This window comes from uncultured Mucilaginibacter sp., from assembly GCF_903913935.1.
Lineage (GTDB): Bacteria > Bacteroidota > Bacteroidia > Sphingobacteriales > Sphingobacteriaceae > Mucilaginibacter.
In genome coordinates this window covers 1-25,559 of the sequence record NZ_CAIWNH010000411.1, presented here as the reverse complement: position 1 = coordinate 25,559, position 25,559 = coordinate 1, and the positions used below count along the sequence as shown (strand labels likewise).

At 43.2% G+C, this 25,559-nt stretch carries 23 protein-coding genes; 10 read left to right on the top strand and 13 right to left on the bottom strand.

Annotation, left to right across the window (positions count from 1 at the left end):
- Positions 1-9: 9 nt before the first annotated feature.
- The 3 genes from QZY09_RS16645 to QZY09_RS16635 form a co-directional block, all read right to left on the bottom strand.
- Positions 10-1,560 carry an Rne/Rng family ribonuclease gene (locus QZY09_RS16645; protein ID WP_295674173.1) on the bottom strand — a complete coding sequence of 517 codons (1,551 nt, stop codon included), beginning with the start codon at positions 1,558-1,560 and terminating at the stop codon, positions 10-12.
- A 217-nt stretch (positions 1,561-1,777) separates the two neighbouring features.
- Complete coding sequence (locus QZY09_RS16640; RefSeq protein WP_295674172.1) at positions 1,778-2,650, bottom strand: tetratricopeptide repeat protein; 873 nt, start codon at positions 2,648-2,650, stop codon at positions 1,778-1,780.
- A 10-nt stretch (positions 2,651-2,660) separates the two neighbouring features.
- Positions 2,661-2,954, bottom strand: coding sequence for an HU family DNA-binding protein (locus tag QZY09_RS16635; protein ID WP_096349489.1), 294 nt, complete (start codon positions 2,952-2,954; stop codon positions 2,661-2,663).
- Positions 2,955-3,130: 176 nt separating this feature from the next.
- Here QZY09_RS16635 and mutY point away from each other — a divergent pair, with 176 nt between their 5' ends.
- The gene (mutY, locus tag QZY09_RS16630) at positions 3,131-4,177 is read left to right on the top strand and encodes an A/G-specific adenine glycosylase (RefSeq protein WP_295674171.1); all 1,047 of its coding nucleotides are present in this window, start codon (positions 3,131-3,133) and stop codon (positions 4,175-4,177) included.
- Positions 4,178-4,200: 23 nt separating this feature from the next.
- Entirely contained in the window at positions 4,201-4,626 is a 426-nt protein-coding gene (locus tag QZY09_RS16625; protein WP_295674170.1) for a single-stranded DNA-binding protein, read from the top strand.
- A gap of 122 nt (positions 4,627-4,748) precedes the next feature.
- Here the strand turns inward: QZY09_RS16625 and QZY09_RS16620 are convergent, their stop codons facing one another.
- The gene (locus QZY09_RS16620) at positions 4,749-6,929 is read right to left on the bottom strand and encodes a S9 family peptidase (protein WP_295674169.1); all 2,181 of its coding nucleotides are present in this window, start codon (positions 6,927-6,929) and stop codon (positions 4,749-4,751) included.
- A 240-nt stretch (positions 6,930-7,169) separates the two neighbouring features.
- On the opposite strand from QZY09_RS16620, the gene QZY09_RS16615 reads away from it, so the two are divergent.
- A complete protein-coding gene (locus tag QZY09_RS16615; protein ID WP_295674168.1) occupies positions 7,170-8,702 on the top strand; it encodes a serine hydrolase in 1,533 nt (510 codons plus the stop codon).
- Positions 8,703-8,780: 78 nt separating this feature from the next.
- Here QZY09_RS16615 and QZY09_RS16610 read toward each other — a convergent pair whose 3' ends face one another.
- Positions 8,781-9,335, bottom strand: coding sequence for a hypothetical protein (locus QZY09_RS16610; protein WP_295674167.1), 555 nt, complete (start codon positions 9,333-9,335; stop codon positions 8,781-8,783).
- 358 nt (positions 9,336-9,693) lie between these two features.
- Here QZY09_RS16610 and QZY09_RS16605 point away from each other — a divergent pair, with 358 nt between their 5' ends.
- From QZY09_RS16605 to QZY09_RS16585, 5 genes are all read left to right on the top strand, one after another.
- Positions 9,694-10,296, top strand: a complete 603-nt coding sequence (locus QZY09_RS16605; RefSeq protein WP_295674166.1) for a DUF2807 domain-containing protein — start codon at positions 9,694-9,696, stop codon at positions 10,294-10,296.
- A gap of 238 nt (positions 10,297-10,534) precedes the next feature.
- On the top strand, positions 10,535-13,666 hold the full coding sequence (locus QZY09_RS16600) for an AsmA family protein (protein WP_295674164.1): 3,132 nt from the start codon (positions 10,535-10,537) through the stop codon (positions 13,664-13,666).
- 96 nt (positions 13,667-13,762) lie between these two features.
- Positions 13,763-16,306 carry a gliding motility-associated C-terminal domain-containing protein gene (locus tag QZY09_RS16595; RefSeq protein WP_295674162.1) on the top strand — a complete coding sequence of 848 codons (2,544 nt, stop codon included), beginning with the start codon at positions 13,763-13,765 and terminating at the stop codon, positions 16,304-16,306.
- Positions 16,306-17,289 (top strand): type IX secretion system membrane protein PorP/SprF, encoded by a 984-nt coding sequence (locus QZY09_RS16590; protein WP_295674160.1) that lies wholly within the window; start codon positions 16,306-16,308, stop codon positions 17,287-17,289. The genes QZY09_RS16595 and QZY09_RS16590 overlap by 1 nt, the downstream gene beginning before the upstream one ends.
- Positions 17,290-17,293: 4 nt before the next feature.
- Entirely contained in the window at positions 17,294-19,015 is a 1,722-nt protein-coding gene (locus QZY09_RS16585) for an OmpA family protein (RefSeq protein ID WP_295674159.1), read from the top strand.
- Here QZY09_RS16585 and QZY09_RS16580 read toward each other — a convergent pair.
- The 3 genes from QZY09_RS16580 to QZY09_RS16570 are packed head-to-tail and all read right to left on the bottom strand — an operon-like array spanning position 19,012 to position 20,632.
- Complete coding sequence (locus QZY09_RS16580; protein WP_295674158.1) at positions 19,012-19,419, bottom strand: putative toxin-antitoxin system toxin component, PIN family; 408 nt, start codon at positions 19,417-19,419, stop codon at positions 19,012-19,014. The two genes, QZY09_RS16585 and QZY09_RS16580, sit on opposite strands and share 4 nt — an antisense overlap.
- Positions 19,412-19,642 carry a hypothetical protein gene (locus QZY09_RS16575; protein ID WP_295674157.1) on the bottom strand — a complete coding sequence of 77 codons (231 nt, stop codon included), beginning with the start codon at positions 19,640-19,642 and terminating at the stop codon, positions 19,412-19,414. The genes QZY09_RS16580 and QZY09_RS16575 overlap by 8 nt, the downstream gene beginning before the upstream one ends.
- A 57-nt stretch (positions 19,643-19,699) precedes the next feature.
- A complete protein-coding gene (locus QZY09_RS16570) occupies positions 19,700-20,632 on the bottom strand; it encodes a cobalamin-binding protein (RefSeq protein ID WP_295674155.1) in 933 nt (310 codons plus the stop codon).
- A 99-nt stretch (positions 20,633-20,731) separates the two neighbouring features.
- Between QZY09_RS16570 and QZY09_RS16565 the strand changes: the two genes are divergently transcribed.
- Entirely contained in the window at positions 20,732-21,355 is a 624-nt protein-coding gene (locus QZY09_RS16565; protein ID WP_295674153.1) for a LysE family transporter, read from the top strand.
- A gap of 14 nt (positions 21,356-21,369) precedes the next feature.
- On the opposite strand, the gene QZY09_RS16560 is transcribed toward QZY09_RS16565, so the two are convergent.
- The 5 genes from QZY09_RS16560 to mqnB form a co-directional block, all read right to left on the bottom strand.
- Complete coding sequence (locus QZY09_RS16560; RefSeq protein ID WP_295674151.1) at positions 21,370-21,783, bottom strand: hypothetical protein; 414 nt, start codon at positions 21,781-21,783, stop codon at positions 21,370-21,372.
- Between the two features lie 12 nt (positions 21,784-21,795).
- Positions 21,796-22,737, bottom strand: a complete 942-nt coding sequence (locus QZY09_RS16555) for a bifunctional riboflavin kinase/FAD synthetase (RefSeq protein WP_295674150.1) — start codon at positions 22,735-22,737, stop codon at positions 21,796-21,798.
- 8 nt (positions 22,738-22,745) lie between these two features.
- Entirely contained in the window at positions 22,746-23,465 is a 720-nt protein-coding gene (truB, locus tag QZY09_RS16550; protein ID WP_295674148.1) for a tRNA pseudouridine(55) synthase TruB, read from the bottom strand.
- Between the two features lie 127 nt (positions 23,466-23,592).
- Positions 23,593-24,468 carry a 1,4-dihydroxy-6-naphthoate synthase gene (locus tag QZY09_RS16545; protein WP_295674146.1) on the bottom strand — a complete coding sequence of 292 codons (876 nt, stop codon included), beginning with the start codon at positions 24,466-24,468 and terminating at the stop codon, positions 23,593-23,595.
- 105 nt (positions 24,469-24,573) lie between these two features.
- On the bottom strand, positions 24,574-25,266 hold the full coding sequence (gene mqnB / locus QZY09_RS16540; RefSeq protein ID WP_295674144.1) for a futalosine hydrolase: 693 nt from the start codon (positions 25,264-25,266) through the stop codon (positions 24,574-24,576).
- Between the two features lie 76 nt (positions 25,267-25,342).
- On the opposite strand from mqnB, the gene QZY09_RS16535 reads away from it, so the two are divergent.
- The coding region (locus QZY09_RS16535) for a 6-carboxytetrahydropterin synthase (RefSeq protein ID WP_295674142.1) at positions 25,343-25,559 on the top strand (217 nt) is incomplete at its 3' end.

Sequence of the window (25,559 nt, the reverse complement as noted above, 5' to 3'; positions counted from 1 at the left end):
ATCCGAAAATTACAACTTAATTTCTTCGTCCTTCGCTGAGAAAAAATGAAACTCAGTGATCTGGTAGGCGGGGTTGCTTTTAACCTTTATCCACTGGCTGTATTTAAAATACCATTTCCATTGGCGGTTAAAAAAGCCCTGCTTAATGTAGGCCTCAATATAAGGGTGAACTACAAGGGTAATCTTCTTTTCGTTTTGCTCAACCAATATGTAGTTGAAATTATTTTCAATATCATCCAGCAATAAAATTGTCGGGCGGATAGTACCGGTACCGTTACAGGCCGGGCAAACTTCGCTGGTAACAATATTCATTTCAGGCCTTACTCGCTGGCGGGTAATTTGAACCAACCCGAATTTGCTTGGCGGCAAAATAGTATGCTTGGCCCTGTCGTGCGACATTTCGCCCCGCAAATAATCAAACAGATCCTTGCGGTTAGTCGGCTTGTGCATGTCGATAAAATCGATCACCACAATACCACCCATATCACGCAGGCGCAACTGCCGGGCTATTTCTTTTGCAGCTTCCTTATTTACCTGGAAAGCGTTTTCTTCCTGGTTTTCTTTACTTGCTGTACGGTTACCGCTGTTTACGTCGATAACGTGCAACGCTTCGGTATGCTCGATCACCAGGTAGGCGCCACCGGCAAGGTTAACCGTTTTGCCGAAGGCAGATTTGATCTGCTTATCAACCCCGTAATGCTCAAATATCGGCACACTGTTTTTATGCAGTTTTACGATATTCTCCATCTCGGGCGAGATCTCATGCACATACGACCGGATCTCGTCAAATAAGCCGGTATCGTTGATATAAATATGCTGAAAATCCGGATTCAGGATATCCCTTAATAAAGTAGACGTACGGTCAATTTCGCCCAAAACCTTTTTAGCGGGCTCAACAGAAGGCAAACGGGTAATGAATGACTCCCATTTGGCGATCAGGTCGAGCAAATCCTTTTGCAGCTCAGCAACGCCTTTACCTTCGGATACGGTGCGTATAATTACCCCAAAATGTTTGGGTTTTATACTTTCCACTATCTTGCGCAAGCGGTTGCGTTCGGTATTACTTTTTATCTTTTTTGAGATTGAAGTAACTTCCGAAAAAGGAACCAATACCACGTAACGCCCGGCTATTGAAATATCCGAACTTAAACGAGGACCTTTGGTTGAAATTGGCTCTTTTGCAATTTGTACAGGGATAAGCTGATTTTTGGATAACAACTCAGAGATCTTTCCCCCTTTGTTAATATCGGGATCGGACTTAAAATTATCCAATAGCTTTGACTGATACCCTCCGCTGCGTACTTGCTTGGTTAGCTTCAACAGGCTTTGTACCTGCGGGCCAAGGTCAAGATAGTTCAAAAAGGCATCCTTCTCGTAGCCTACATCCACAAAAGCAGCATTTAAACCCGGCATTATCTTTTTGATACGACCGAGATAAATATCACCAACAGTATAATTGTTGCTGATTTGCTCTTTATGAAGCTCTACAAGCTGCTTGTCCTGTAATAATGCAATAGTAGTCCCGCCTGGGGATGAATCGATAATTAATTCCTTTATCAACTGCTACTCCATTTCTTAAAGCAGTTATAATAACCGCGTGTTAATAAGTGGGTAAAAAACAAAATCACCCGTGTTAAAACAGGGATATAAGCCTGGGGTAACAGCTTATTTCTTTTTATGTCTGTTCTTTCTCAAACGTTTTTTACGTTTGTGGGTAGCCATTTTGTGTCTTTTACGTTTTTTACCGCTCGGCATAATTTTATTTTTTTAAATGTTACTAATTCTTTAATTCCTTAATGTATTCATCAATCTGCTTATCAAAGGCCGCATCTGTTACAATGGCTCTGCATTTTTGATAAGCATCAATTGCTTCTTTTTTCATTCCCAGCTGTTTATAACTTTCAGCAAGGTAAAAATATGCATCCGGCATAGCCTTTTGGACAATTACGGTTTTAAACCTTTCCACCGCTTTTTCATATTGGTGCGATGTTACTGCGAACTTACCCAGGTTTAAATTTGCATTAATATTTTTCGGGTCCTGCTGCACAACCTCCAGCAATAGCATTACCCCTTTTGGAGGGCCTCCGCCATCCTGACCGATCCCTAAACTAAACCCGTTCACGTAGGCAACTCCAAGTCCGGTTTTTGCATCCAGGTTAGCCGGCTGCAATTTAAGTGCATTTGTATAGCACTCTATCGCATTATTTATCAATGCGGGTTGTTGCGCGGTGTCCTGAATAGCGCTGTAAGCATCATTAAAACGGCTTCCCGCTTTAGACCAGCTTTCAAAAGTATTTTCTTCCACGGCAATTGCCTGGTAATAAAATGCCGCCGGCGCCGCCTGGTTTACATCGTCCCACTGTTTGGCAAGCTGTTTTTGCAACGCCAATTTTTGCGAACCGCCGCCCGCGTTTTTCAACTGGCCTTCGGTAGCACTTATTTGTGTTGCCAGAGCTTGCCCTACAATTGCTTTGGATGCAGCCGAAACCATTTCAACGGATAGGTTAGCAACCGGCCGCTTTTGTGAAGCATCTGCGGTAGTGTGCCCGCCTGCTTGTTCCCGCTTAATCAGCCCTTTAACAGGTAAGTGGTACAAATAGCCCATAATAGCTACAACTATTACAATTACAACTATTTGCTTCTTGTACATCACCTATAAATTATTTGCTTACTTTGTTACCTGTCCTTACTTTGTCTACAAAGGTTTTAGCAGGTTTAAAACTAGGCACAAAGTGCTCAGGGATAATAATTGCAGTATTTTTTGAAATATTACGCGCAGTTTTTTTAGCTCTTTTCTTAACAACAAAACTTCCGAACCCTCTTACATAAACGTTTTCGCCGCCAACCATTGAATTTTTAACAACCTTAAAAAACGCCTCAACTGTTTCCTGAACATCAACCTTCTCGATCCCTGTTTTGGATGAGATCTCAGTTATAATTTCTGCCTTAGTCATATCTGATTTTCTTTTATTTTTTTTATAAATACTTAACTGATTTGGGGTTGCAAAAGTATCTCTTTATTCCGTAAGATTGAAATAATTAACATATTTTTTTTATTACAATGCCAAAAGGGGCATAAACACGAAGAATTAAACGTTAAATATGTCTTTTCATTGTTAATTTGCACTAAATGAGTTTTAGCGACGACCTGGTGCAATGGTACCAAAACAATAAACGCCAGCTCCCCTGGCGCGATACCCATGACGCTTATGTGATCTGGTTGTCTGAAATCATCCTGCAGCAAACGCGTGTTGAACAGGGACTTCCATATTTTTATCGGTTCCTTGAAAAGTATCCGGATGTAAGCAGTTTCGCCGCAGCCAGTGAAGATGACATCTTGAAATTATGGCAGGGCCTGGGTTATTATTCGCGGGGGCGCAACATGTTGAAAACCGCAAGGATGGTACAAGAAACATACGGCAGTATTTTCCCTGAAGCGTATAATCAGCTAATAAAACTAAAAGGAATAGGCGAATACACCGCCTCAGCAATCGCTTCCTTTGCCGCAAATGAGCCAAAAGCGGTTGTCGACGGCAACGTTTACCGGGTTTTGGCAAGATATTTTGGCGTCAGCGAGCCAATCAACAGCCCCAAAGGGATAAAAACATTCCAGTTAATCGCCAATGAGTTGCTTAACCAACAAAACCCGGGCCTGCATAACCAGGCAATGATGGAGTTTGGCGCTATGCTTTGCAAACCTAAAAATCCAGCCTGCAACATTTGCCCGGTCAGGGAAGGCTGTTATGCGCTCGCAAACAATGCAGTTAATTTACTGCCTGTTAAACTAAATAAAATAAAGATCCGCGAGCGGTACTTTAACTACTTTTTAGTGGCCGACGAAAACAGCCTTGTGATGAACCGTCGCGGCGACAAAGATATCTGGGCCAATATGTATGATCTTCCATTAATTGAAACAGCGACCCTGCTGCCTCCCGAAGCGTTATTAGCCCATCCTCAGCTATCGGCGCTGTTTGGAGGTGATATCAAGATCGATGAAATATTCCCGGTTAGAAAGCATATACTCACCCACCAGCGCCTTTTTATACGCTTTATCCGACTAAAAAAACAACCTATTCAATTAAAAGAAGAATGGTTTAACACTGACATTAATAATTTGAAAAAATTAGCGCTACCCAAAGTTATTTTTATATTTTTAGAAAATATTTTTAATTTATAGAATAATTTTTGTTGCTTTAACATATGTCTGGTGTTAACAAAGTAATTTTAGTAGGCCATTTGGGCAAAGATCCTGAAGCGCGTCAGTTAGATGGCGGCGTTTCTGTAGTAAGTTTCCCGCTGGCTACATCCGAATTTTTTAATAAAGAGGGCCGCAAAGTTGAGCAAACCGAGTGGCACAATATTGTCATGTGGCGTGGCCTTGCCGATGTGGCCGCCAAATTTCTTCAAAAAGGAAAGCTGGTATATATTGAAGGCCGCCTTCGTACGCGGTCGTTTGAAGATAAAGAAGGCATAAAAAAATATACTACCGAAGTGGTGGCTGAAAACTTCACCCTATTGGGACGCAAAACTGATTTTGAAAACGGAAACAACCATGGAAAACTGTCTGCAAGGGCGGGAGAAAGCTTCGGCGCCAATTCCGCATTACCTGATGACCAGTCCTTTTAACCTTATAATTGCAATAATGAATGAGCGCCGACCCAAAAAGGTTGGCGTTTTTTTATAAAACAAAACCGGATGACGGAAACTAATGTCCCCCCATCCGGTTCTATATGAAGAAAATACAACTACTATCTTCCTCCCGAAGGGCAGTGTTCCCTCAAATATTTGGTATATAAGGTGCGCAGGTAGGTAGTGGTGCCCGGCCCTTCAAATATGCCATGTGAGCGGTTAGGGAACGACATCAACTCAAACTGCCGGTTATATTTAACCAGCTCATTGATCAGCATTTCGGCATTTTTATAATGCACGTTGTCATCCCCGGTACCATGTATGTACAACAAATTACCTTTAAGGTTTTTTGCATAAGTAATTGGCGAACCCTTAATAAATACGGCACGGCTTGCATCGTCAATCGGCACACCCATATAACGCTCCTGGTAAATATTATCATAGGTTAACTGCCAGCCCACTGCTGCAATGGCAATACCTGTTTTATAAATTTCCGGATGTTGAAACATCAGGTTCAAAGTACACGATCCGCCGCCGCTCCAGCCCCAAACCGCTACGCGGGTTGAATCAACAAAAGGCCATTTCAGGATCTCTTTCGCGCCCATTGCCTGGTCCTCAATGTTTACCAAACCGATGTTTTTGTAGATAAATTTCCGCCAGTCGGCGCCTTTTGGCGCGGGGGTTCCTCGGTTATCTAATGATACATAAATATACCCGTCGTCGGCCATGTTACCAGTATACAGGAAATTACGGCCGCTGCCCCATGAGTCAGTAACAGTTGCACCGGCCGGTTCGCTGTAAACATAAAACACCACGGGATATTTTTTGGTAGAATCGAAATTGGTTGGTTTTACCATCCAGCCATCCATTTCAACACCGTCAACTGTTTTTACCTTAAAAAACTCCGGCTTGTTTTTAGCTGCCTGGTTCAGTTTGATTAACTTCCCGCTAATATGTTTGTTATCGGGCAGGCTCACCACCTCGCTGGTATGCGGCGTATAAATGTTCGAGAAGGAGTGCAAAGCGATCTTGCCATTTGGCGAGATCTCGTATTCATGCGTTCCCGGCTCATCCGCCGGGCTAACCCGCTCAGCATTGCCGCCTTTTATTTTAACGCGGTATAGATATTTCTGGGTGGCATTTTCAGGCGAAGCCATAAAATAGATATAGCCACCTGCATCGTCAATCAGGGTCAGGTCGATCACGTCATAATTACCTTTGGTGATCAGTGTCTCTTTGCCTTCAAGATCGATTTTATACATATGGCGCCAGCCGTCCTTTTCGCTCAGCCATAAAAAGCTCTTCCCTTTGCTCAGCCAGTTCCAGCCTATCGGATCGCGGCCGTCTCCGGCATCAATCCAGGCCCTGGCCTGCTCGTCGTGGATAACCGCTGTTGTTCCGTTTGACACATTGGCGATGATCAGTTTACTATCATTTTGCTCGCGGTTTAATTGCTGCAGGATCAGCTGGTTCGGGTTTTTTGCCCATTCCATACGCGGGATGTAATGCTGTATGGGGTCGCCGGGTACGTCGATCCACGTTGTTTTGGCAGTGCTCACATCTACCACTCCAATCTTACATGAGCTCGGGTCTTCACCCGCTACAGGGTATTCAACCGGCACTACGTATGGGTAAATGGAATCTGTCGTATTCAGCATCTCATAGTTTTTGATCTTACTGGCGTCGATCTGCCAGTAGGCGATGGCCCTGCTGTCAGGCGACCAGCGGAAACCATCCCGGCAATCAAACTCCTCTTCGTAAACCCAGTCAAAGGTTCCGTTAATAAGTTTTTTGGTACCATCGGCCGTCAGTTGCTTTTCGCTGCCAGTTGCCAGGTCCTGCACATAAACATTATGCTCGCTCACATAGCCTGCTTTTGTGCCATCAGGAGATAGTTTAGCAAACATCAGCGAGGATGCCGGCCTGGCGGTGCCCAATTGTTTTAAAGTTTTGGCAGTAAGATCATATACCCAGTAATCGCCGCGGGTGTTGTAACGCCATACCCTTTTGCTGTTGGTAAAGATCAGCACCTTTTGCCCGTCGTCCGAGATATAAAAGTTTTCAACCCTCAGCGCGGGCTTCCCGGCCGGGGTAAGCATTTCTTTAGTTAATAATACTGTTTTCTTTGCGCTGTCGCGGGTGTCCAGTTCAACCAGCTGGTCACCATCCATCAAATAGTACTGGTAACCATCAGTAGCCCAATGCGTTTTGTTGAATTGAGCCTTTAGTGCTGATCCTGAAAATAACAGGAGAAAAAATAACAGGCCGGTTCCTGCCAGGCGGTAAAATTTAATATTCATCAATTTTTAGTTTAATGTTGTTCAATAAGTAATCACGCTTTAAATTTTGCGTTAAATTAGTACTTTAAAAAGTTATCTAAATTACGAATGTCACGAATTTATCCGAATTTCACTAATCGGGCACCTGCACCTGAAATGCCGGATAATGCCTGGGTTTAGTCTTAACAAAAAAAGAAATCCAGATTGATGGAATTCCTATAAATTCGCAGCGTTTGTTCCGGTAAAATTATTCTCCTTTTAATGAAAAAACTTCTTTTCGCTTTTATTATCTTCCTGAACTGTTCAACATTTTGTTTCGCGCAAAAAATTGACAGGAGTAAGTTTATTAAAGACAGCCTTGACTTTTACATCAACCGTGCGCTCACCAACTGGCGGATCCCCGGCGCGGCCGTTTGTATTGTAAAGGATAACAAGATCGTTTGGATGAAGGGCTATGGAATTAAAGAATTGGGCCAGGCAGCTAAAGTTGATATCAACACCTTGTTTATGATCGGCAGCAATACAAAAGCTTTTACTGCTACCTCGCTGGCCATTTTACAATCGCAAAACAAACTCTCGCTGGATGATAAAGTGACCAGGTACCTACCTAAATTTAAGCTGGATGACGCGCCTGCAGGGCAAATGGCGACGATTAAAGACCTGCTGTGCCATCGCCTGGGTTTCCAAACCTTCCAGGGCGATTTTACTTTTTACAATACGAATCTTACCAGAGAGCAGGTGATACAGAAGCTGGGCGAAGAAAAAGCAGCTTATCCTTTTCGTACCAAATGGGGTTATACCAACGCAGCTTTTTTAACAGCAGGGCAGATCATTCCGGTGGTTACCGGCAAACCCTGGGAAGATTTTGTGAAAGAAAATATTTTTGCCCCGCTGGGTATGATCAATACTTTAGCGCTGAGCGCCGACATGCCAAAATCGCTTGACCGCACGGTTCCGCATACACTGATCGACGGGCGCCTCTCGCCCATCCCCTTTTGCCAGATCGATGCCCTGGCGCCTGCCGGCGCTATCAGCTCGTCTGCGAATGATTTGAGTAAATGGGTGCTTGCGCTGCTTAACGATGGCAAGGTTGGGGCAAGGCAGGTGATCCCGCTGGCTGCCATTAACGCCACGCGTGAGCCGCAGGACATTGTAGGCAGTGTAAGCCATCTCAATGGCGAGGAAGGCTACGAACTTTATGGCCTGGGCTGGTTTTTACAGGATTATGCCGGCCATCACCTGGTGATGCACGATGGCGGGGTTAACGGCTACCTGTCTTCAGTTACGTTGGTGCCAAAAGAGCATTTAGGAATCATTATTTTAACCAATACCGACCAGAACGATTTGTTTGAAGCCCTGCGATGGGAAATTATGGATGCCTATTTTAAAATGCCGTTCAGAAATTACAGCGATACCTACCTGGCCAATTTTAAGACTAACCTGGAAACAATGGACGCTATTGATAAAAAGGTACGGGACACTGTTGCCATGAATCGCCCACCCGCATTACCCATTACCGCTTATACCGGCAAGTATATAAATGCATTATATGGAAATATGGATGTAACGCAGGGTGAAGGCAATAACCTGGAAATGCGGTTTGAACACCATACACGTATGTACGCGCTTTTAAAACCTTTGGGCGGCAACCGTTTTGCGGTAACTTTCAGCGATCCTACTTTAGGCAAATCGGTCTTCCCCTTTCACGTGCAAAACGGCGTAGTAACCGGCGTGGTGGTTAAGGTGGCGGATTTTGTAGAACGTGACCCGTATGAGTTCAGGAAGGTGAAGTAAGAGGTTCAATCCTGAATATTCAGACTAATTCATGGCTAATTTTTTACCGGCAGGATGTACCACTGCGAAATAACTTAGCTATTTATCCGGAAGGCTGGGATTTGCTACTTTATTCGTTTCTTTTCTTTTACGTTCAATAAAATTCACAATGAGCCGGCTGCTGGTCATCATAAAGTAGCTAATCAGCACTTTCATCAGTTCGGTTATTATAACACTGGCGCGCGGGTAATTTTTAAAATGCACGGTATCGTTGATCTGCTGATAATAACTATATAGTTCTTTCAAAAACAGGGGCAAGCTATCTGCAAACATGGTAATTCCGGCAAGCATAATAACAATCTTTAATACCGTCGACCTGTGTAAGTTGATTTCTAATTTTTCTTCTTTTATACTGTTATCTAATTTAAGTATCCTGATCAGCCAATCTGTTCTGAACAGAAATGCGATGATCATAAACAAATAAATACTGATTGCAAAAAACAGGAAGCTGATCGTTTGCCAGTTTTCGCCCAGTTGCCGGTTAAACGCCATAAAGATAAAGGAGATCAATTGCGTAAGCGGATAGTAGATCTGTATTACCAGGTAAATGCCGAAAATTTTTAAAATGATTGCCCAGAGGCTGCGTGGTGACATGATAAGTAATTATTTGGTTTGGTTAAAGATATTGGATAAAAGTTGCATTTACAATACAACCAGCCTGAACATCTATTTTAACAACTCACCACAGTGAGGAGGACGATCCCCGGCAAATACTCCAATAAAGGCCGGTAACCGACGGGCAGGTTATAAGCCCCGATAAACCCTCTAAAACAATCGATTAAACCAAAAACATAGCAGTAAATCAACATATTACCCTTTCATCGGTTAATATCAATGGCTTTGTCTATTAGTATAAACCCGCAGTCTATTCTATTTTTTTGGTGGCTAAAAAGGTTGTTGTTTTGGACATTGAAAATAACAAACACACACATCACAAAAAAATATTAAGACAATGAAAACACTAATTTTAACCATCGCCATCGCAGTTTCAACACTATTTGGAATCAGCCAAACCACTTACGCAGCCACCGTGACACAACAAGTAACTCAATTATCAAATGTAAGCAACATCAGCGAAATTGAAGTGCACGGTAACGTGCAGGTTTATTTATCAGAAGGCGACACCAACCAGGTAAAAGTTTACAACAATTACTATGCTGAAAACGCACTGGTACAGGACGAGAACGGCGTATTGCGCATCACCTCTTATGGTCCAGAAAAACTGGTGGTTTGGGTTACCGCTAACCAACTGGCTAAACTATCCGCTTATGATAATGCTGAAGTAAAATCATTCGGTAAATTTTCAGCCATTGACCTGGATGTAAGACTATTCAACAACGCTTCCGCAAAACTGGATATGGATACTTTTTCAGCAAGCATCAGTTTGGATGATTGCACAACTGCCCGGATAACTGGCAAAATTACAAACGGGAACATCCAATATACACATACTTCTGATTTAAATACTATCGGTCTGGAAGTTTCAAACTTAGTAACTACAGTGAAGACCCACAGGCCATTTCATATGCACCCAACAGAATTTGCATCCCTGTAATACACAGCTTGTAAAAATAAAATGCCCTTTCAATTGATTTTGAAGGGGCATTTTTGTAATTGTTCGCGCTCCTGTTTTACTATCTATTTAAAAATTTAAACGCTGAATATGCCTACATTAACCTTTCATTAAATAGTGTAAATCATTTCCCCGTTGACGTCAGTTTGCTGTATTTTAGCCGTTAATACTTTTATATTTATAATTATCACGATTAATTTTTGCCGGTCAGCCTTCGCTTATGAGCTTCTCAATCAAAAAAACGATTTTTAAAACGCTGAAAATATCCGCTATTACGATAGCTACGTTGTTATTGCTGTTGTTTGCATTGCCTTATTTGTTCCCGCAAACGGTGAGCAATAAAATTAAACAATGGGCCAATGGCAGCATCAATGGGCAGCTGGCATTTTCAGGTACGCGGTTATCCTTTTTTAAGCATTTCCCCAGTCTGACCCTCACATTAAATGATTTTTTGCTGAAAGGTAGCGCCCCGTTTCAAAATGATACGCTGATCGCGGCAAAAGACATTTCCTTTGGCATAGATGTAAGTTCTGTTTTTAAAGATAAGATCACTATCGATAAAATATTCCTGAGCAACGCCTATATCAATATCCAGGCTGATACCGCCGGCAGGGTAAATTATAACGTTTATAAGTCCAAAAGCGCCATGCCTAAAACGCCCGCAGATACCAGCAGCGCATCATTGGGTATAAACGAGATCATTATTGAAAACAGCCGTTTTATTTATAACGATAGGTCGATCCCCATGCAGTTTAATGCAAGGGGCGTTAACTATACCGGTAGCGGAGATTTGAGTAAAGATGTTTTCGACCTGCATACCCATACGCAAATGGCCTCGGTTGACTTTATTTACGATAACAAAGCTTATGTACTTTCAAAAAAGATAGATGCCGACCTGGTTACCAGTATCAACACCAAATCACTGGCATTTGAATTCAGGAAAAACGACCTGGTGATCAATAAACTACCCGTAAATTTTATCGGGAAATTCGCCTTTTTGAAAAGTGGCTATTTGATGGATTTTAAGGTAAACTCCCATGAGAGCAACCTGCATGATATTGTAACGGCACTTCCACCCCAATATTTAAGATGGCTCGATCAAACTGACGTACGCGGGATAGGAAGCATAGCGTTTCAACTTGCGGGCCGATATAACGCGGCGGATAGTACCTTACCCGACCTGAGTATGAAAGTGAATATCCGGAATGGCTACATTAATAATAAAAAGTCGCCTGTACCTGTCAGCAACTTGTATCTGAATTTTGAAACAAGGGTTCCCGGCCTTGATCCGGACAGTTTGCAGTTAAACCTTGATTCCATTTATTTTAATATGGGTAAGGATTATTTCGGATCGGTGTTAAGGATTAAGGGGGTTAAAAAACCAGAGATCTACGCTAAGGTCAACACTGAAATAGACCTTGAAAAATGGAGCAATGCATTTGGGGTAAAGCCTTTCGATTTAAAGGGCCGCTATTCGCTGCATATGCTGGCGAATGGCAAATACACTACCGGCATCAAACGTAGCGGGATCCACAAAGTGGATACTGTTATTACCAGTATCCCACAATTCAGCATCAAATCATCCTTCAGTAACGGCTATATAAAATACGCTGCAGTGCCAGAGGCGGTTAAAAACATCAGCTTTAATATGAATGCCGCCTGCAAGGACAATGATTACCGGCATGCCACTTTTGAAATAGAAAACCTGAATGCCAATGTGCTGCAAAATTACTTAAAGGGTTATTTTAAAATGAGCATGGCCCCTGGGTTCCCGATGGACGCCGCCTTAAATGCAAAATTTAATATGGCCGACATTAAAAAGGTGTATCCTGTTGACGGCCTCGTGCTATCAGGTAACCTGCTAGCCAGCTTACAAACCAGTGGCAAATACATCCCGGCTAAGCGTATTTTCCCGCAAACAAAGGCAAATATTATCCTGCAGAACGGGTCGGTACAAACCAAATATTACCCTCATCCTGTACAGAATATCGAGGTAAATGCCAACATCACCAACAGCACGGCCTCTATGCAGGGCCTGAGAGTTGTTTTAAAGCCGGTTTCGTTGGTTTTTGAGAATAAACCCTTTTCCGTTACTGCCGATCTGAAAAACTTCAACAACCTGGAATATAATATCAAATCGCACGGCACTTTGGATATTGGTAAAATTTACCAGGTTTTTGCGGTTAAAGATTATAATGTAAAAGGCGTTATAACCACCAACTTATCGCTTAAAGGCAAACAAAGCGATGCAATGGCAGGTAATTATGCCAAGCTGAATAACAGCGGGTCAATGCAGGTGAAAGATATCGCGCTTTCATCTGACCTGTTCCCCAAACCGTTCATCATTAAAGACGGCAATTTTAGCTTTAACCAGGATAAAATGAATTTTGATGCCTTTACAGCTACTTATGGCAAGTCGATTATTATTTTGAACGGCGCACTTACCAACGTCCTCGGCTATGCAAGTAACTCAACAGATACCTTAAGAGGGAACTTTAACTTTTCAAGCAGCAGCATTACTGCAGATGATTTTATGGCATTTTCAAGCCCTTCGCCAAATGTAAGCGGCAAACCAAAAAACGCTCCTTCGGGTGTTATTATGGTACCGGGTAATTTGAACCTGAATTTTAGTGCCGATGTAAAAAAAGTAAAATACAACGGGCTGGAGCTAAACGATGTTAAAGGGCAAATGGCCGTTAACAATGGCAGTATTGTTTTAAAACAGGCGGGATTTAATTTAATTGGCGCACCGGTTACCATGGATGCTACCTATACCAGCATCAATCCTAAAAAAGCCACCTTTGATTACCACCTGACTGCAAAGGATTTTGATATCAAGAAGGCATATGACCAGATCAAACTGTTCCGCGAAATGGCAACCTCTGCAAAAAGCGCTTCGGGCCAGGTATCACTGGATTATAAATTAAGCGGCAGACTGAACGACAATATGTACCCGGTTTATCCTTCGTTACAGGGTGGTGGTGTACTTTCTGTTAAAAAGATCAAATTGCATGGCTTTAAATTATTCTCGGCAGTGGGCAGTAAAACCGATCATAACGGGTTGGATACCGGCGATGTATCAAAAGTGAATATTGAAACCACCATTGCCAACAATATCATTACGATTAAACAAACCAAGATAAAAATGGCCGGCTTTCGGTTAAAGTTTGACGGACAGGTAAGCTTCGATAATGCACTTAACCTGCATTTCAGGCTGGGCTTACCGCCGTTGGGGATATTTGGCATCCCGATGACCATCACCGGCACGCAGGCAAAACCAAATATTCATTTGGGCAAGGCTAAACAGGAAGATGAATTAAAAGAGACCGAGGATAAGGATACAGGGAATTAAGAAGCGGTAACGTCGAATCCGATTTCGTGTATTTTAAGGTTATCATTTGCGTTTATAACGGCTAATTGTTTAATTTCAGGCAGTAAACCGTACTGCATGCCAAAACGTGTACTTTCCTGTTGTTTTAACACGCCTTACTTTCATTTTCCGAAACTACTTCTGAGAAAGGTTTACAGGCTGGTTTGCTTTGTTTTGTTTTTTTATTTGCCTTTAGCCGGTCAATTATTTGCGGAAGGAAGCAAAGATATATCGGCAAGCGGGGGATACAGGGCTTTTCTTTTCTCAAGCCCTACGGGCAATCCGTCCTACCCCTTTCCTACTTTAGGCACAATGAAAGTTTACGTTAAAGCCGGGGAAACTATCAATGTGGGCTCAAGCGCCCAGGGCATTGATTCAGGCACCGTTAAATTACGTGCGCCGGATGGATCCACCTATACCAGCGGCCACTCAGCTACCATTGGCCTTATTGGCAATCGCAGCCAGGAACTTGCAGGCCCGATGCCCAATGCGGGAGGCTATACCCCCTTCACCATAAAGGTACAGGCGGGGCAGGAAGGGATCTGGGAAATTGATTTTATTTCGCCCAGCAATGGCGTGGATTATGGCAACCCGACGCCGGCACTTGCATCAGCGCCCTGGACACAGCCTCAAGGGCAGTACATCGCCGCGTTTGACGTATCTGTTCGCGATGCAAACAATTCAAAGTTTTTAAAGGGCCGGGTATTTACCAATGTATTTTCGGGGATATTGGGCACTTTCAACGTCGGGTTTAACGGGATCTTTAATATCCTTACCAGCGACGGCTACCAGTATACCATCAACAACAATGGCCAGGCCGGTAATGGCTTTACCTTTTTTGCAAATAATAAAGGTTTCAGAAATGCTCCCGGCAGCGCATCATACCTGAGCATTGATGATGACAGCAACCCAAATGTACAGGATCCACGTGCTGCTGATTCGCAAACGGATATCACTCAAAAAATATTTTTCAATACGCCTGCATCCGATATGCCTGTAGCTGCCAAAACACCCGGTGGTATTACCACCTGGTTGTTAAGCCCGCCGGTTGTACCATCTATAACCAATACTGCATTTACGGGTATTGAGGGCACAAGCGGCAAGTCGGGAACTAACCCGCTTGGGGCTAATTTTACGTTTACTGCAAGTGCGGCGGGCACTTATTTGATAGCAATTGATGTAAATAAAAACGGGGTATTTACTGATGCCATAGACCGGAACCTCACCGGGACCGTTAACCCGGGTACCAACACTATATTTTGGGATGGCCTGGACGGACAGGGCAATAAAGTACCGGCCGACCCACAGGCAATTTACAAGGCCAATATCATGGTGACAAACAAGGCCGGGGAAGTCCATTTTCCGTTTTTTGATGTGGAACGAAATGTTAACGGCATCATTCTGACACGGATCAACGGCAATTATGCCCCTGATGATACCGTTTACTGGAACGATTCGCCGATCCTCGCTTTGGGAACACCGCCTATCCCTATAAAAAACTTAACAGGCATTAGCAGTTTGGTAAACGGCCACAAATGGGGTATACCGACTACAGATTCAGTTAACCAATACGATTTCGGGAACAACAAGGGAATTGATACCTGGTCGTATATCTCGACAGCGCCCATTCAACGTTCTGTTACGTTTCAACTGCAAGAGGCTGACCTTGCCATTGATAGTATCAGTGCCATAGCTGGCTGTGCGGGGCAACCAGTACAATATACCATCAGGGTAAAAAACAATGGACCGAGTGATGTTACAGGGGCTAAATTTCAGTTTAATTTCCCGGCAGAAATCACCGTGGTTTCTGCCAGCAGTTCACCAACATCCGGGGCGTCGTCAACATCCAACGAAACTACTTCATCAAGTGCTTACAATACGGATATGGACATGGCGAGCGGTTCGGTCAGAACGTTTATTATAACCGGCACAATAGCCCAAACTGCAAGTGGCAGCCTGCCTGTATCGGCAAGTATGATACGACCGCCTGACGTCACCGACCCCGATGCAACCAACCCGGATGCCGCGCCGCCGACAGATCCGGCTGATGAATGTAATGCATTACCATCCGGCCAGGGTTGTAATAATATCAAAGCAATAAACACAGCTTATAAGGCCGCCCCGTCTGCAGGCGCCGATCAAACGATTGTTCAATATGACACGGCTACCCTTTCTGGCACTGAGGGAGGCACCTGGGTGCAGGCAAATAATAATCCATCGGCCACAATTATTGTCAACCCTTCAAGCGCATCAACAGCAGTAACCGGGTTTGACAATTTGGGAATCTATCATTTTATTTTAACGAATGAAAATGCTTGTGCTGATACCATTGCTGTTACTGTAATAGCCGCCGGAATTACCATCCCCAATATTTTTACCCCAAATGGCGATGGCAAGAACGACGTGTTTAAAATTGCCGGGCTGGAAAGTTTCCCGGGTTCGCAGCTGATTATTTTTAACCGTTGGGGCAATGAAGTTTACCGCGCCGACAATTATTTAAACAACTGGGATGGCAGCGGCCTGGCAGATGGCACCTATTACTATCTCTTAAACCGCCGCGACCGAAATGGCGGTTTAACCGCATTTAAAGGCTGGGTATTTTTAAAACGAAGTAAGCAATAATGCAAAGAAAGCACTACATATTGCTAACCGGAATGATTTTGTTAACGTTGAAATCATTGGCCCAGCAAACGATACAGTTTAGCCAGTATGTATTTAACGGCCTTGCGGTAAACCCAGCTTATGCAGGTTATAAGGACGATTGGACCGTTAATTTAAGCAGCCGCCTGCAGTGGGTAGGCATTAATGGCTCGCCGCAAACTGAGACCGCCTCCGTTGACGGAATTGCCAATAGTTGGAACAGTAATGTTGGCCTTGGGCTGATCGGAACAGTTGACCGCTTAGGGCCCGAAAGCATGTCGTCTGTTTATGCCAACTATGCTTACCAGCTGCGCCTGGATGAGGAGGATACGAAGCGCATTAGTTTCGGCATTGGCTTTGGGGTTAAGCATTACAGCCTGAACGGCTCTGAATTTAATGCAACAGATGCAGGCGATGGTAGCATTCCGGCCGGCACGGTGAGTAAGATAAACCCGGATTTTCGTTTCGGGGTTTATTATTACACGCCAAATTTTTACCTGGGTGCATCCGTTTTTAATTTGCTTGCTAAACCGCTCGTCAACATCACCAATAATGCGCCAATTGTTAACGAGGTAAAAACGGTTTACCTTACTGCCGGTGCGATGGTCCCTTTATCTGACTTTATGGATCTGAAACCGTCTTTCATGATCAAAGAGGACTTCAAAGGTCCGACAAACCTTGATCTGACGGCTTTCCTGGTGTTCAATAAAATAGTTTGGCTTGGCACCTCTTATCAAACCGGCTTTGTTAGCTTTAACAGTGCAAATTTGCAAAACAGCCTTAACGAAACAGACGCCTTATCGGCCATGGCACAGTTTTATTTAAACGACCATTTCAGGATAGGTTATTCATACGACTTTACCCTGAGCAAACTGGCCAGCTACCAGAGCGGCTCGCATGAGATCTCGTTGAGTTTAACTTTTGGCAGAAGAAAACAGCGGACTGTAAGCCCGCGCTATTTTTAAGCAGATGAAGAGATTAATAATCATCGGTTTGTGTATGCTGATACTGGCTAAATACGCCGGTGCGCAGGAGCAATTGTCGCTAAAGCAACAAGCTGATAATTATTATGTTCGTTATGAATATTTTAAAAGCCTGAGTCTCTACCTGAAACTGGTTAAGAAGAAAACCGACGTACGGATTTTAGAGCGAATTGCCGACTGTTATCGCAATATTAACCACTACGAAGATGCCGAAACCTGGTATGCCAAAGCAACGGCTGACCCTAAGGCCAGTAAGGCAAGCCATTACTATTATGCCGAAATTTTGTTGCGCGATGAAAAATTTGATCTGGCCAAACAACAGTTCAGGCTTTATTTCGGCAATGAAACTGCAGGCGTTGCCCAGAAGCTGGCGCTTTGCGATTCGGCGGCGTTGTGGATGAAGTCGCCATCGGTTTATAAAGTTAAAAATTATACTGTTTTAAATTCTTCATTTTCTGATTGGGGATTAACTTATAATGGCAAAACGGGTTTGATTTTTACGTCGGACCGGATAGCAGATGAAAATGATTTGGATTACCGCACCGGCAATAACTGGTTTAAATTGTATGAGTGTGATACCAGCGGCACCTCAATAAGGCAATTCGATGTGGTGAACTCCCTGGGCCAAAGCTATAACGACTATTATCATTTCGGCCCTATAGCGTTGAACAAAACAGCCGATACAGCTTACATCACTGTTACAACGGCGAGATCAGCTATAGCACTTCCTGCGGATTCGGATTCAACACCGGGGAATAATTTGTATACCCGGCGTTTGCATTTGCTAATGGCGCATAAAAATAAAGGCCAATGGGTGGTTACGGGCAATTTCCCGTATGACAATGTCGAAAAATACTCTATCGGAGAAGCGGCATTGTCAAAAGACGGGAAGATTATTTATTTTACTTCGGATATGCCCGGCGGATTTGGTAAAACAGACATCTGGTACTGCGAAAAGCACGCCGATGGCAGCTGGGGTAGCCCGGTAAATTGCGGAAAAACCATTAACACTTCAGAAGAAGATGCCTTCCCGGTAATTGGCGGTGACGATAATTTATATTACGCATCCAAAGGTTTGCCAGGGATGGGCGGATATGATATCTATTGCGCCAAAGGCCAAAAAGATCAATGGAGTACACCCGTCAATCTGAAATATCCCATTAACAGCACCAGTGATGATTTTTACCTGGTGACCAATGACGGCAAAAGCGGCTACCTTGCATCCAACCGGGAAGGCGGCCAGGGCAGCGATGACATTTACACCTTTAAGCGAATAGAATCGATCCCCTCAAAACAAATTGTTAAAATAAAAACGCCCGGAACGACCATTGCAAAAACACCAATGCCGAATCCCAACATCGTCATTAACCCTATTTATTATGATTTGGATAAAGCGGAGATCCGCCCGGATGCTGCTACCGAACTGGATAAACTGGCGATATTGTTAAAGCAATATCCGGCAATGAAAATTGAACTATCATCTTACACCGATTCAAGGGCATCGGATCAATATAACATGGCTTTGTCTGAACGGAGGGCCGCGTCTGTTGTTGCTTATTTGGTAGAGGCTGGTATTTCCCGCGACCGGCTCGTCATAAAGTATTATGGCAAAACACATCTGGTAAACAACTGCGGCGACAATGTAAAATGTACGGAAGCCGAGCATCAATTGAATAGAAGGACGGAGTTTAGGGTGATGGAAAATTAAAATGCTTTTAAGAAATCAGCGGCGGTCAAAATTGGAATACCTTCAAACGGGTTTAGGACAAGTAAATCTTTATCTCCTGTTATAATACATGCGGCGCCAGAGTCAATCGCTAATTCCAGGAATTTGTTATCTTTTGGGTCGCGGCAAATAGAAATTTTGCTTGAGATTTTTATCAACTGGCTTTTTCTCTCAAAAGCGGAAATTTCTTGTTGTCTTTTTTGATTGGATATGTACTTGTCAAATTTGGGACGGGTCAAAACCTCGGAAAACTCCAAAAAGGTCGACTCCGAATGAACGGTAATTCCAATTTCCTGAGCTCTTTCGTATGCCTTTCGGTTAACAGAATCAGGTGAAAGATTAGCACTTATCAGACTATTCGTATCAAAAACAAATATCTTAATCATCAGACGCCAAAAGTGCTTCTAATATTTCAGGTGTTAGGCCGTTTTTCAAAGCTTCATTACCAACATCATCCAATAATTTTTTATATTCAGCAAATGTGGCATCATTAACCGCTTTTTTCAACATAAGGCTAATAGTTTGGTTAAACCGCAACTTGCTTGCAGGGCTGAAGCTTTTATATATTTTCCCTACGGTATCATCCACTTCTAATACAATCCTTTCCATAACGCAATATCTTTACAAACAAATTTACAAAAATCACTTTACTATTAAAAGCCTTTTTTACACCGCAAACTTTATCCACCCATTCCCTTCATATCCAAAAATGAATTGTTTGGGGTGGATGATTTCCGCCAGTATTTCGATTGAATCTACGATACGCGGGCCTGGGCGGTTGAAATATTGATTGCCATCGGCAATATAAACCCGGTTGTTTTTTACGGCTTTCAATTCACCAAAACCAGGTAGTTGTAACAGCAAGTGAATTTCTTTTAACGTGCGTTCTATCGGGAAACCGCAAGGCATAATGATGAGGATATCCGGGTCCTGCACGCTGATGTCGTTCCAATTTACATAGGGCGAATGTTTACCAGCTTCGGCCAATATGGGCGTTCCACCGGCAATACTTACCAGTTCGGGCACCCAATTGCCGGAGATCATTAAGGGTTCCAGCCACTCCACACAGGCAACAGTGGGCTTGTTGTCACTGTATTTTAGTTTGTGGCGGATAATATCAACCCGCTCATTCAAATCCACTAATAAAACAACGCCAGCACCGGTTACATTTAAAGCGTTGGCGATGGTGCCGATATCGTTAAAAATATCATCCAATGAATTGGGTTGCAGGGAGACAATGCTGACCGGTTTATCAAGATAATCATCCAGCGCTTCTTCAACTTCTTTTAGGGATAGAGCACAAACTTCGCACTGGGCCTGGGTGATGACCACATCGGGCGCCAATTGTTTGATTTGTTCGCGGTTAACGGTATAAACTGACAAGGCGTCGGCTAATATTTCTTTCACTTTAATGTCAATCTCACCGCTGCTTAAGGTATCCGGAAAATTGGCGTCTGAGCATACCGGCAATTGTTTTACAGATTCCGGGAAATCACACTCGTGAGAGCGGCCAACCAGGTTTGCTTCAAGCCCTAAAGCACAAACAATTTCGGTTGCTGCGGGTAATAGGGTAACTATTTTTGGATACAGATCATTCACAGCGCAAAGGTAATTATTGTTAAATTACCTTTGCGTTTTTAAATCGGGAAACAAATCCCGGGAAATTGCATTTCAAATAAAACCTGTTACTTTGCGGCGATGATTTTTTTGACACTGTTTTTAGGCCTGATCGCTAATTTTATCGGTTACATACCGCCCGGGAACATTAACCTCACCCTGGTGCAGATCACTATTAACCGCGGCTTTAAACAGGCCATGCGGTTTATCATCGCCTTTTCGAGTGTTGAATTCTTTTTCACCTACTTTATTATGCACGCCGCCAAATGGTTGTCGGCACAGGTAAAGCTGGACACGGTGATCGACTGGGTGATGGTCGTTTTATTCGGCACTTTAGGCACCATCACCTGGATCCACCGTAAAAAACCGCCGCAATCAAATTATTCGGAACATGAAAGTATTAAGTATGGCATCCTGTTAGGCTTTTTAAACCCGATGCAGGTACCTTTCTGGATGATTACAGGAACATATATGATCACCCATCAATGGATACTTGACGGCAAACTGGCCCTGGTGGTTTTCAGCGTCGGATCGGCAGCCGGCGCATTTTTGTGCCTGTATTTATATGCCCGGTTTGCCCAATTTATTCAAAGCAAATTCGCGTTAAGCACACGGATGATCAATACAGGCATAGCCCTATTGTTTTTCTCCTTCGCGGCTTATCATGTGGTTAAGCAGGTTTATCTGGTGTTTTTTAAGGGATAGTAAGCTTTTACATATTACCTACCTAAGATATATTTAGTATGTTTTTTGCTATCCAGCAAATCTAATTCTTCAAATTTTTTATTGGTAGGGTGGGATATCACATAAGTGCCATCATCTATAACATCATTATTATTCTCTTTTAGTGCATGTTTCAATGTTAAAATGGTGTCTCTCAAACTCCAGCTAAATTGGAGCTGCTTCGGATCGGACCTTTTTATAAACCCTGAATGATTCTTAAAAAAATTAACCTCGGGACACACATTAAAACTTAAGCCTGAGACCGCTTTACCTTCAGAATATTCAATTATTTGGCAAAGGGTCCACGTTCCCACTACAAATTTGTCTTTATTGGTGGGTTTGAGCTCAGGCTGTTTACAAGAATACATTATTGAAAGAATAACAACAATGAGAAAGGCTTTCTTAGCCATAATTTGACGTATTTAATGGTTATCCTCTACGGTTAACAATCTTTTCACCTCAGTCTTATCCTTTGCAATCTGCACTTTCAATTCCTCCAGCGAATCAAATTTCATATCATCACGCACAAAATTCAGGAATTGCATCTGGATGCGCCGGTTATAAATATCCTGATCGAAATCAAAAATATTCACTTCAATGTTTCGGGTTAGGCCATTGATGGTCGGGCGCGAGCCGATATAGGCCATGCCATCGTACACTTTCCCGTCTATTTTTACCCTGGCAGCAAAAATACCATGAGAAGGGATGAGCTTATATGTTTCTGAAATTACAATATTGGCCGTTGGGTAGCCAATTTGCCTGCCCAACTGGTCGCCGCGTACTACGGTCCCGGTGATATAAAAAGGATAGCCTAAAAAAGTATTGGCTAACGCTATATCTCCTTTGATTAATGCCTCACGCACACGGGTTGAGCTTACTGCCACTTCATTGATATCCTGCTCAGGTATTTCAACCACATCAAAGCCGTAAACCGGCCCCAATTGAAGCAACTCCGCGAGGCCTCCCTGGCGGTCTTTGCCGAAACGATGATCGTACCCGATAACGATTTTTTTTGTGCCGATCTTTTTTACCAGCACTTCGCGGATATATTCTTCAGCCGTTTGGTTTGAAAAATCTCTTGAAAAGGGGGTGATGATCAGGTGATCAATGCCCAACGCTTCCAGCAGTTCGGCCTTTTCGGCCATGGTATTGATCAGCTTTAGGCTTTCGTCCTCCGGGTGTAAGATCATCCGCGGGTGAGGGAAAAAAGTAAGCAATACGGTTTCGCCGCCTGCGCTTTCGGCCAGCTCTTTTATGCCGGCGATAATTTTACGGTGCCCCAGGTGTACCCCGTCAAAGGTGCCGATAGTAACCACCGCGTTTTTTAAAGGAACGAATTCATCAATATGATGATAGATCTTCATGTTATATTTTATTCAAAAGCCGGTAAATTCATTTTCAAATCCCTGATCATTTCAACCAGCTCCATAATCTCAAAAGCGTCTTCAATCCGGTATTCGCCGCTCCGGGTGCGTTTGAGTTTGGATAAATACGCGCCATTATTTAACGCTTTGCCAAAATCATTTACCAATGAACGGATATAAGTGCCTTTACTGCATACTACTCGGAAATTAACTTCGGGCAAAGCAATGCCGGTGATCTCAAATTCGGTAATGGTAACATTGCGGATCCGGAGCTCCACAACTTCGCCCCGCCTGGCTTTTTCGTAGAGCCGTTCGCCATCAATTTTTACTGCCGAATGTGCGGGGGGATATTGCTGGATATCGCCAATAAACTGCGCGCAGGCTGCCCTGATTTGCTCTTCGGTAATGGTACTGATATCGAAATGCGCATCGGCGTCGGTTTCCATATCAAAGGATGGCGTTGTCTCGCCCAAAACCATCGTCCCGGTATATTCTTTTTCCTGCGACTGGAAAGTATCTATCTGCTTGGTCATTTTACCGGTGCAAATGATGAGCAGGCCTGAAGCCAGCGGATCAAGCGTGCCGGCATGGCCCACTTTAAGCTTTAAAGGTTTAAAAGAATTGCGCAATTTTCCGACTGCGTCGAAGCTGGTCCAGTTATAGGGTTTGTTGATCAGCAGCAAACGCCCTTCTGCAAATTCTTCTATGGTAGTAAATGGGTTGATCACAGATTTAAACTGATTAATATGGTTTCACTGATTTTTTAATCGTGATTTCACTGATTAATTTAATAATTATACTGATTTACATAAATATATAAAAACGCCGCGAAATTAATCAGCGAAATCGTAATAATCAGTTTAAATCTGTGATAAATATATCCCGCTCAAATTCTGGTATAATTTCTTTCTCCATGGCAGTATCAAAAAGCAGCTTGATGGCTTTTTTGCCTTCTTCGCCCAGATCGACAGAGTATTTATTGACGTAAAGGCCGATATGCTTATACATTACCTCCTCGCTCATTTCCTGGGCGTGAGAACGGATAAATTCAAGACCCGATTTGGGGTTTTCAAAAGCAAATTCCACCGAACGTCGTAAAACGCGGTTAATTTTATGCTGGATTTCCGCGGGCAAATTGCGATTGGCTACTATTCCGCCGAGGGGGATAGCGCAGCCGGTTTGTTTTTCCCAGTAATCGCCCAGGTCGATGATCTTTTTTAAACCTTTGTCCTGGTAGGTAAAACGGTTTTCGTGGATGATGAGGCCGATATCAACCCTACCCTCCAGCACCGCATCTTCAATATCCGAAAAAACCAGTTCAACCTTGTTGGTGGCGTTCGGGAAAGCCAAACCCAGTAAAAAATTGGCGGTAGTGTATTTGCCGGGAATACCAATGAGCGGATTTACGATTTCAGATTTACGATTTACGATTTGGGCGTTTTGTAAATCCGAAATCGAAATTTCGATATCCGAAATCAATAGCGGACCAACGCCAAACCCTAAGGCGCTGCCTGAATCGAGTAAAACATATTTATCGGCAACAAAGGCAAAGGCATGGTAACTGAGCTTGGTGATATCCAGTTCGCTGCGCAGGGCTTTTTGGTTCAGCGTTTCCACGTCATCATAAAACACCTCAAAATCGAGTCCTTCGGTATCAATTTTATGATGGATCAGTGCATCAAAAATAAAAGTATCATTGGGGCAGGGCGAAAAACCCAGGGTTAGTTTCATGGTTGGTTGATTGAGTTGATTATGTTGGATTAAGTTGATTGAGTTGAAACGGGTTAACAGCAGCTACTACTCACCCAATCAACTTAATCAACCATTCACCTTAAATCAGGCATACATTTTTAAAAATTCAATGGCAAAGGTATTCAGATTTTTAATGGCGAGCCCCATGTTCCAGTTGTCCCGGTTACGCTTTTCCACATAATTTGACACAGCCCTGATCTGGATACAAGGTACGTCCATTTGCTTGCAGGCGTAAAAAAAAGCAGCGCCTTCCATGCTTTCCAGTTGCGGATTCAGCCTTTCGCTCACTTTTTTGATAGAGGCCTCATTGCCATGCACCGTATTTACCGTAATTGCACTCACGTTTTTCAGGTTAAAATTATTGAACAGGTTATAAAGGTCGGTAAGTTGAGTTGTAGGATAAAAAGTCGCTTCGCCGAAACCCATTTTCTCAATCGGCAAAAACTCACCATCATCTTCGGCGCCTAATTCAGCAAGGGTATCCTGGCTGATCTCTACCAGCTCGCCGATGGCAATATTTCTGTCAAAACTGCCTGCAATACCTAAATTTAGTACCAGGTCGCATTTGTTGGCGGCCAGGTGCCTGCCGAGCGCGAATGCGGTTGCTACCATGCCCACGCCGGTTATTAATATTTCGGATGTCGGATGTTCGATTTCGGATTTAATTTTAAATAATCTTAAATCCGAATTTTCGGCCAATTCCGAAATGGAAAATCCGAAATCCGAAATTAATGACCCGACTTCCAACTCTGTCGCCACAACAACCAATATCCGCATAATGCTATTTTTATGACGCTAAGATAAAACTTAAGCCCTGTTTTTGTTTTGTATATTTGCACCATTATTTATTATGATGATATTTATTACACGCAAGGAACATTTTAATGCTGCACACCGCATGTACCGCGAGGAATGGAGCGAAGAAAAAAATGCGGAGGTATTTGGCAAATGTGCCAACCCTAACTGGCATGGCCATAATTATAACCTTTTTGTAACCGTTAAAGGCGAGGTTACCCACGCCACGGGTTACCTGATGGACCTTAAGGAATTAAAAATAATCATTAATGATT

What these genes read in the sequence shown, in the direction of transcription:
- QZY09_RS16605 (WP_295674166.1), top strand. Translation starts at nt 9,694, where the DNA reads ATGAAAACACTAATTTTAACCATCGCCATCGCAGTTTCAACACTATTT.
- mqnB (WP_295674144.1), bottom strand. Translation starts at nt 25,266, where the DNA reads ATGCGGATATTGGTTGTTGTGGCGACAGAGTTGGAAGTCGGGTCATTA.
- QZY09_RS16575 (WP_295674157.1), bottom strand. Translation starts at nt 19,642, where the DNA reads ATGGAAAGGATTGTATTAGAAGTGGATGATACCGTAGGGAAAATATAT.
- QZY09_RS16625 (WP_295674170.1), top strand. Translation starts at nt 4,201, where the DNA reads ATGTCTGGTGTTAACAAAGTAATTTTAGTAGGCCATTTGGGCAAAGAT.
- QZY09_RS16635 (WP_096349489.1), bottom strand. Translation starts at nt 2,954, where the DNA reads ATGACTAAGGCAGAAATTATAACTGAGATCTCATCCAAAACAGGGATC.
- QZY09_RS16560 (WP_295674151.1), bottom strand. Translation starts at nt 21,783, where the DNA reads ATGGCTAAGAAAGCCTTTCTCATTGTTGTTATTCTTTCAATAATGTAT.
- QZY09_RS16555 (WP_295674150.1), bottom strand. Translation starts at nt 22,737, where the DNA reads ATGAAGATCTATCATCATATTGATGAATTCGTTCCTTTAAAAAACGCG.
- QZY09_RS16585 (WP_295674159.1), top strand. Translation starts at nt 17,294, where the DNA reads ATGAAGAGATTAATAATCATCGGTTTGTGTATGCTGATACTGGCTAAA.
- QZY09_RS16600 (WP_295674164.1), top strand. Translation starts at nt 10,535, where the DNA reads ATGAGCTTCTCAATCAAAAAAACGATTTTTAAAACGCTGAAAATATCC.
- mutY (WP_295674171.1), top strand. Translation starts at nt 3,131, where the DNA reads ATGAGTTTTAGCGACGACCTGGTGCAATGGTACCAAAACAATAAACGC.
- QZY09_RS16580 (WP_295674158.1), bottom strand. Translation starts at nt 19,419, where the DNA reads ATGATTAAGATATTTGTTTTTGATACGAATAGTCTGATAAGTGCTAAT.
- QZY09_RS16595 (WP_295674162.1), top strand. Translation starts at nt 13,763, where the DNA reads ATGCCAAAACGTGTACTTTCCTGTTGTTTTAACACGCCTTACTTTCAT.
- QZY09_RS16610 (WP_295674167.1), bottom strand. Translation starts at nt 9,335, where the DNA reads ATGTCACCACGCAGCCTCTGGGCAATCATTTTAAAAATTTTCGGCATT.
- QZY09_RS16545 (WP_295674146.1), bottom strand. Translation starts at nt 24,468, where the DNA reads ATGAAACTAACCCTGGGTTTTTCGCCCTGCCCCAATGATACTTTTATT.
- QZY09_RS16565 (WP_295674153.1), top strand. Translation starts at nt 20,732, where the DNA reads ATGATTTTTTTGACACTGTTTTTAGGCCTGATCGCTAATTTTATCGGT.
- QZY09_RS16590 (WP_295674160.1), top strand. Translation starts at nt 16,306, where the DNA reads ATGCAAAGAAAGCACTACATATTGCTAACCGGAATGATTTTGTTAACG.
- QZY09_RS16620 (WP_295674169.1), bottom strand. Translation starts at nt 6,929, where the DNA reads ATGAATATTAAATTTTACCGCCTGGCAGGAACCGGCCTGTTATTTTTT.
- QZY09_RS16640 (WP_295674172.1), bottom strand. Translation starts at nt 2,650, where the DNA reads ATGTACAAGAAGCAAATAGTTGTAATTGTAATAGTTGTAGCTATTATG.
- QZY09_RS16615 (WP_295674168.1), top strand. Translation starts at nt 7,170, where the DNA reads ATGAAAAAACTTCTTTTCGCTTTTATTATCTTCCTGAACTGTTCAACA.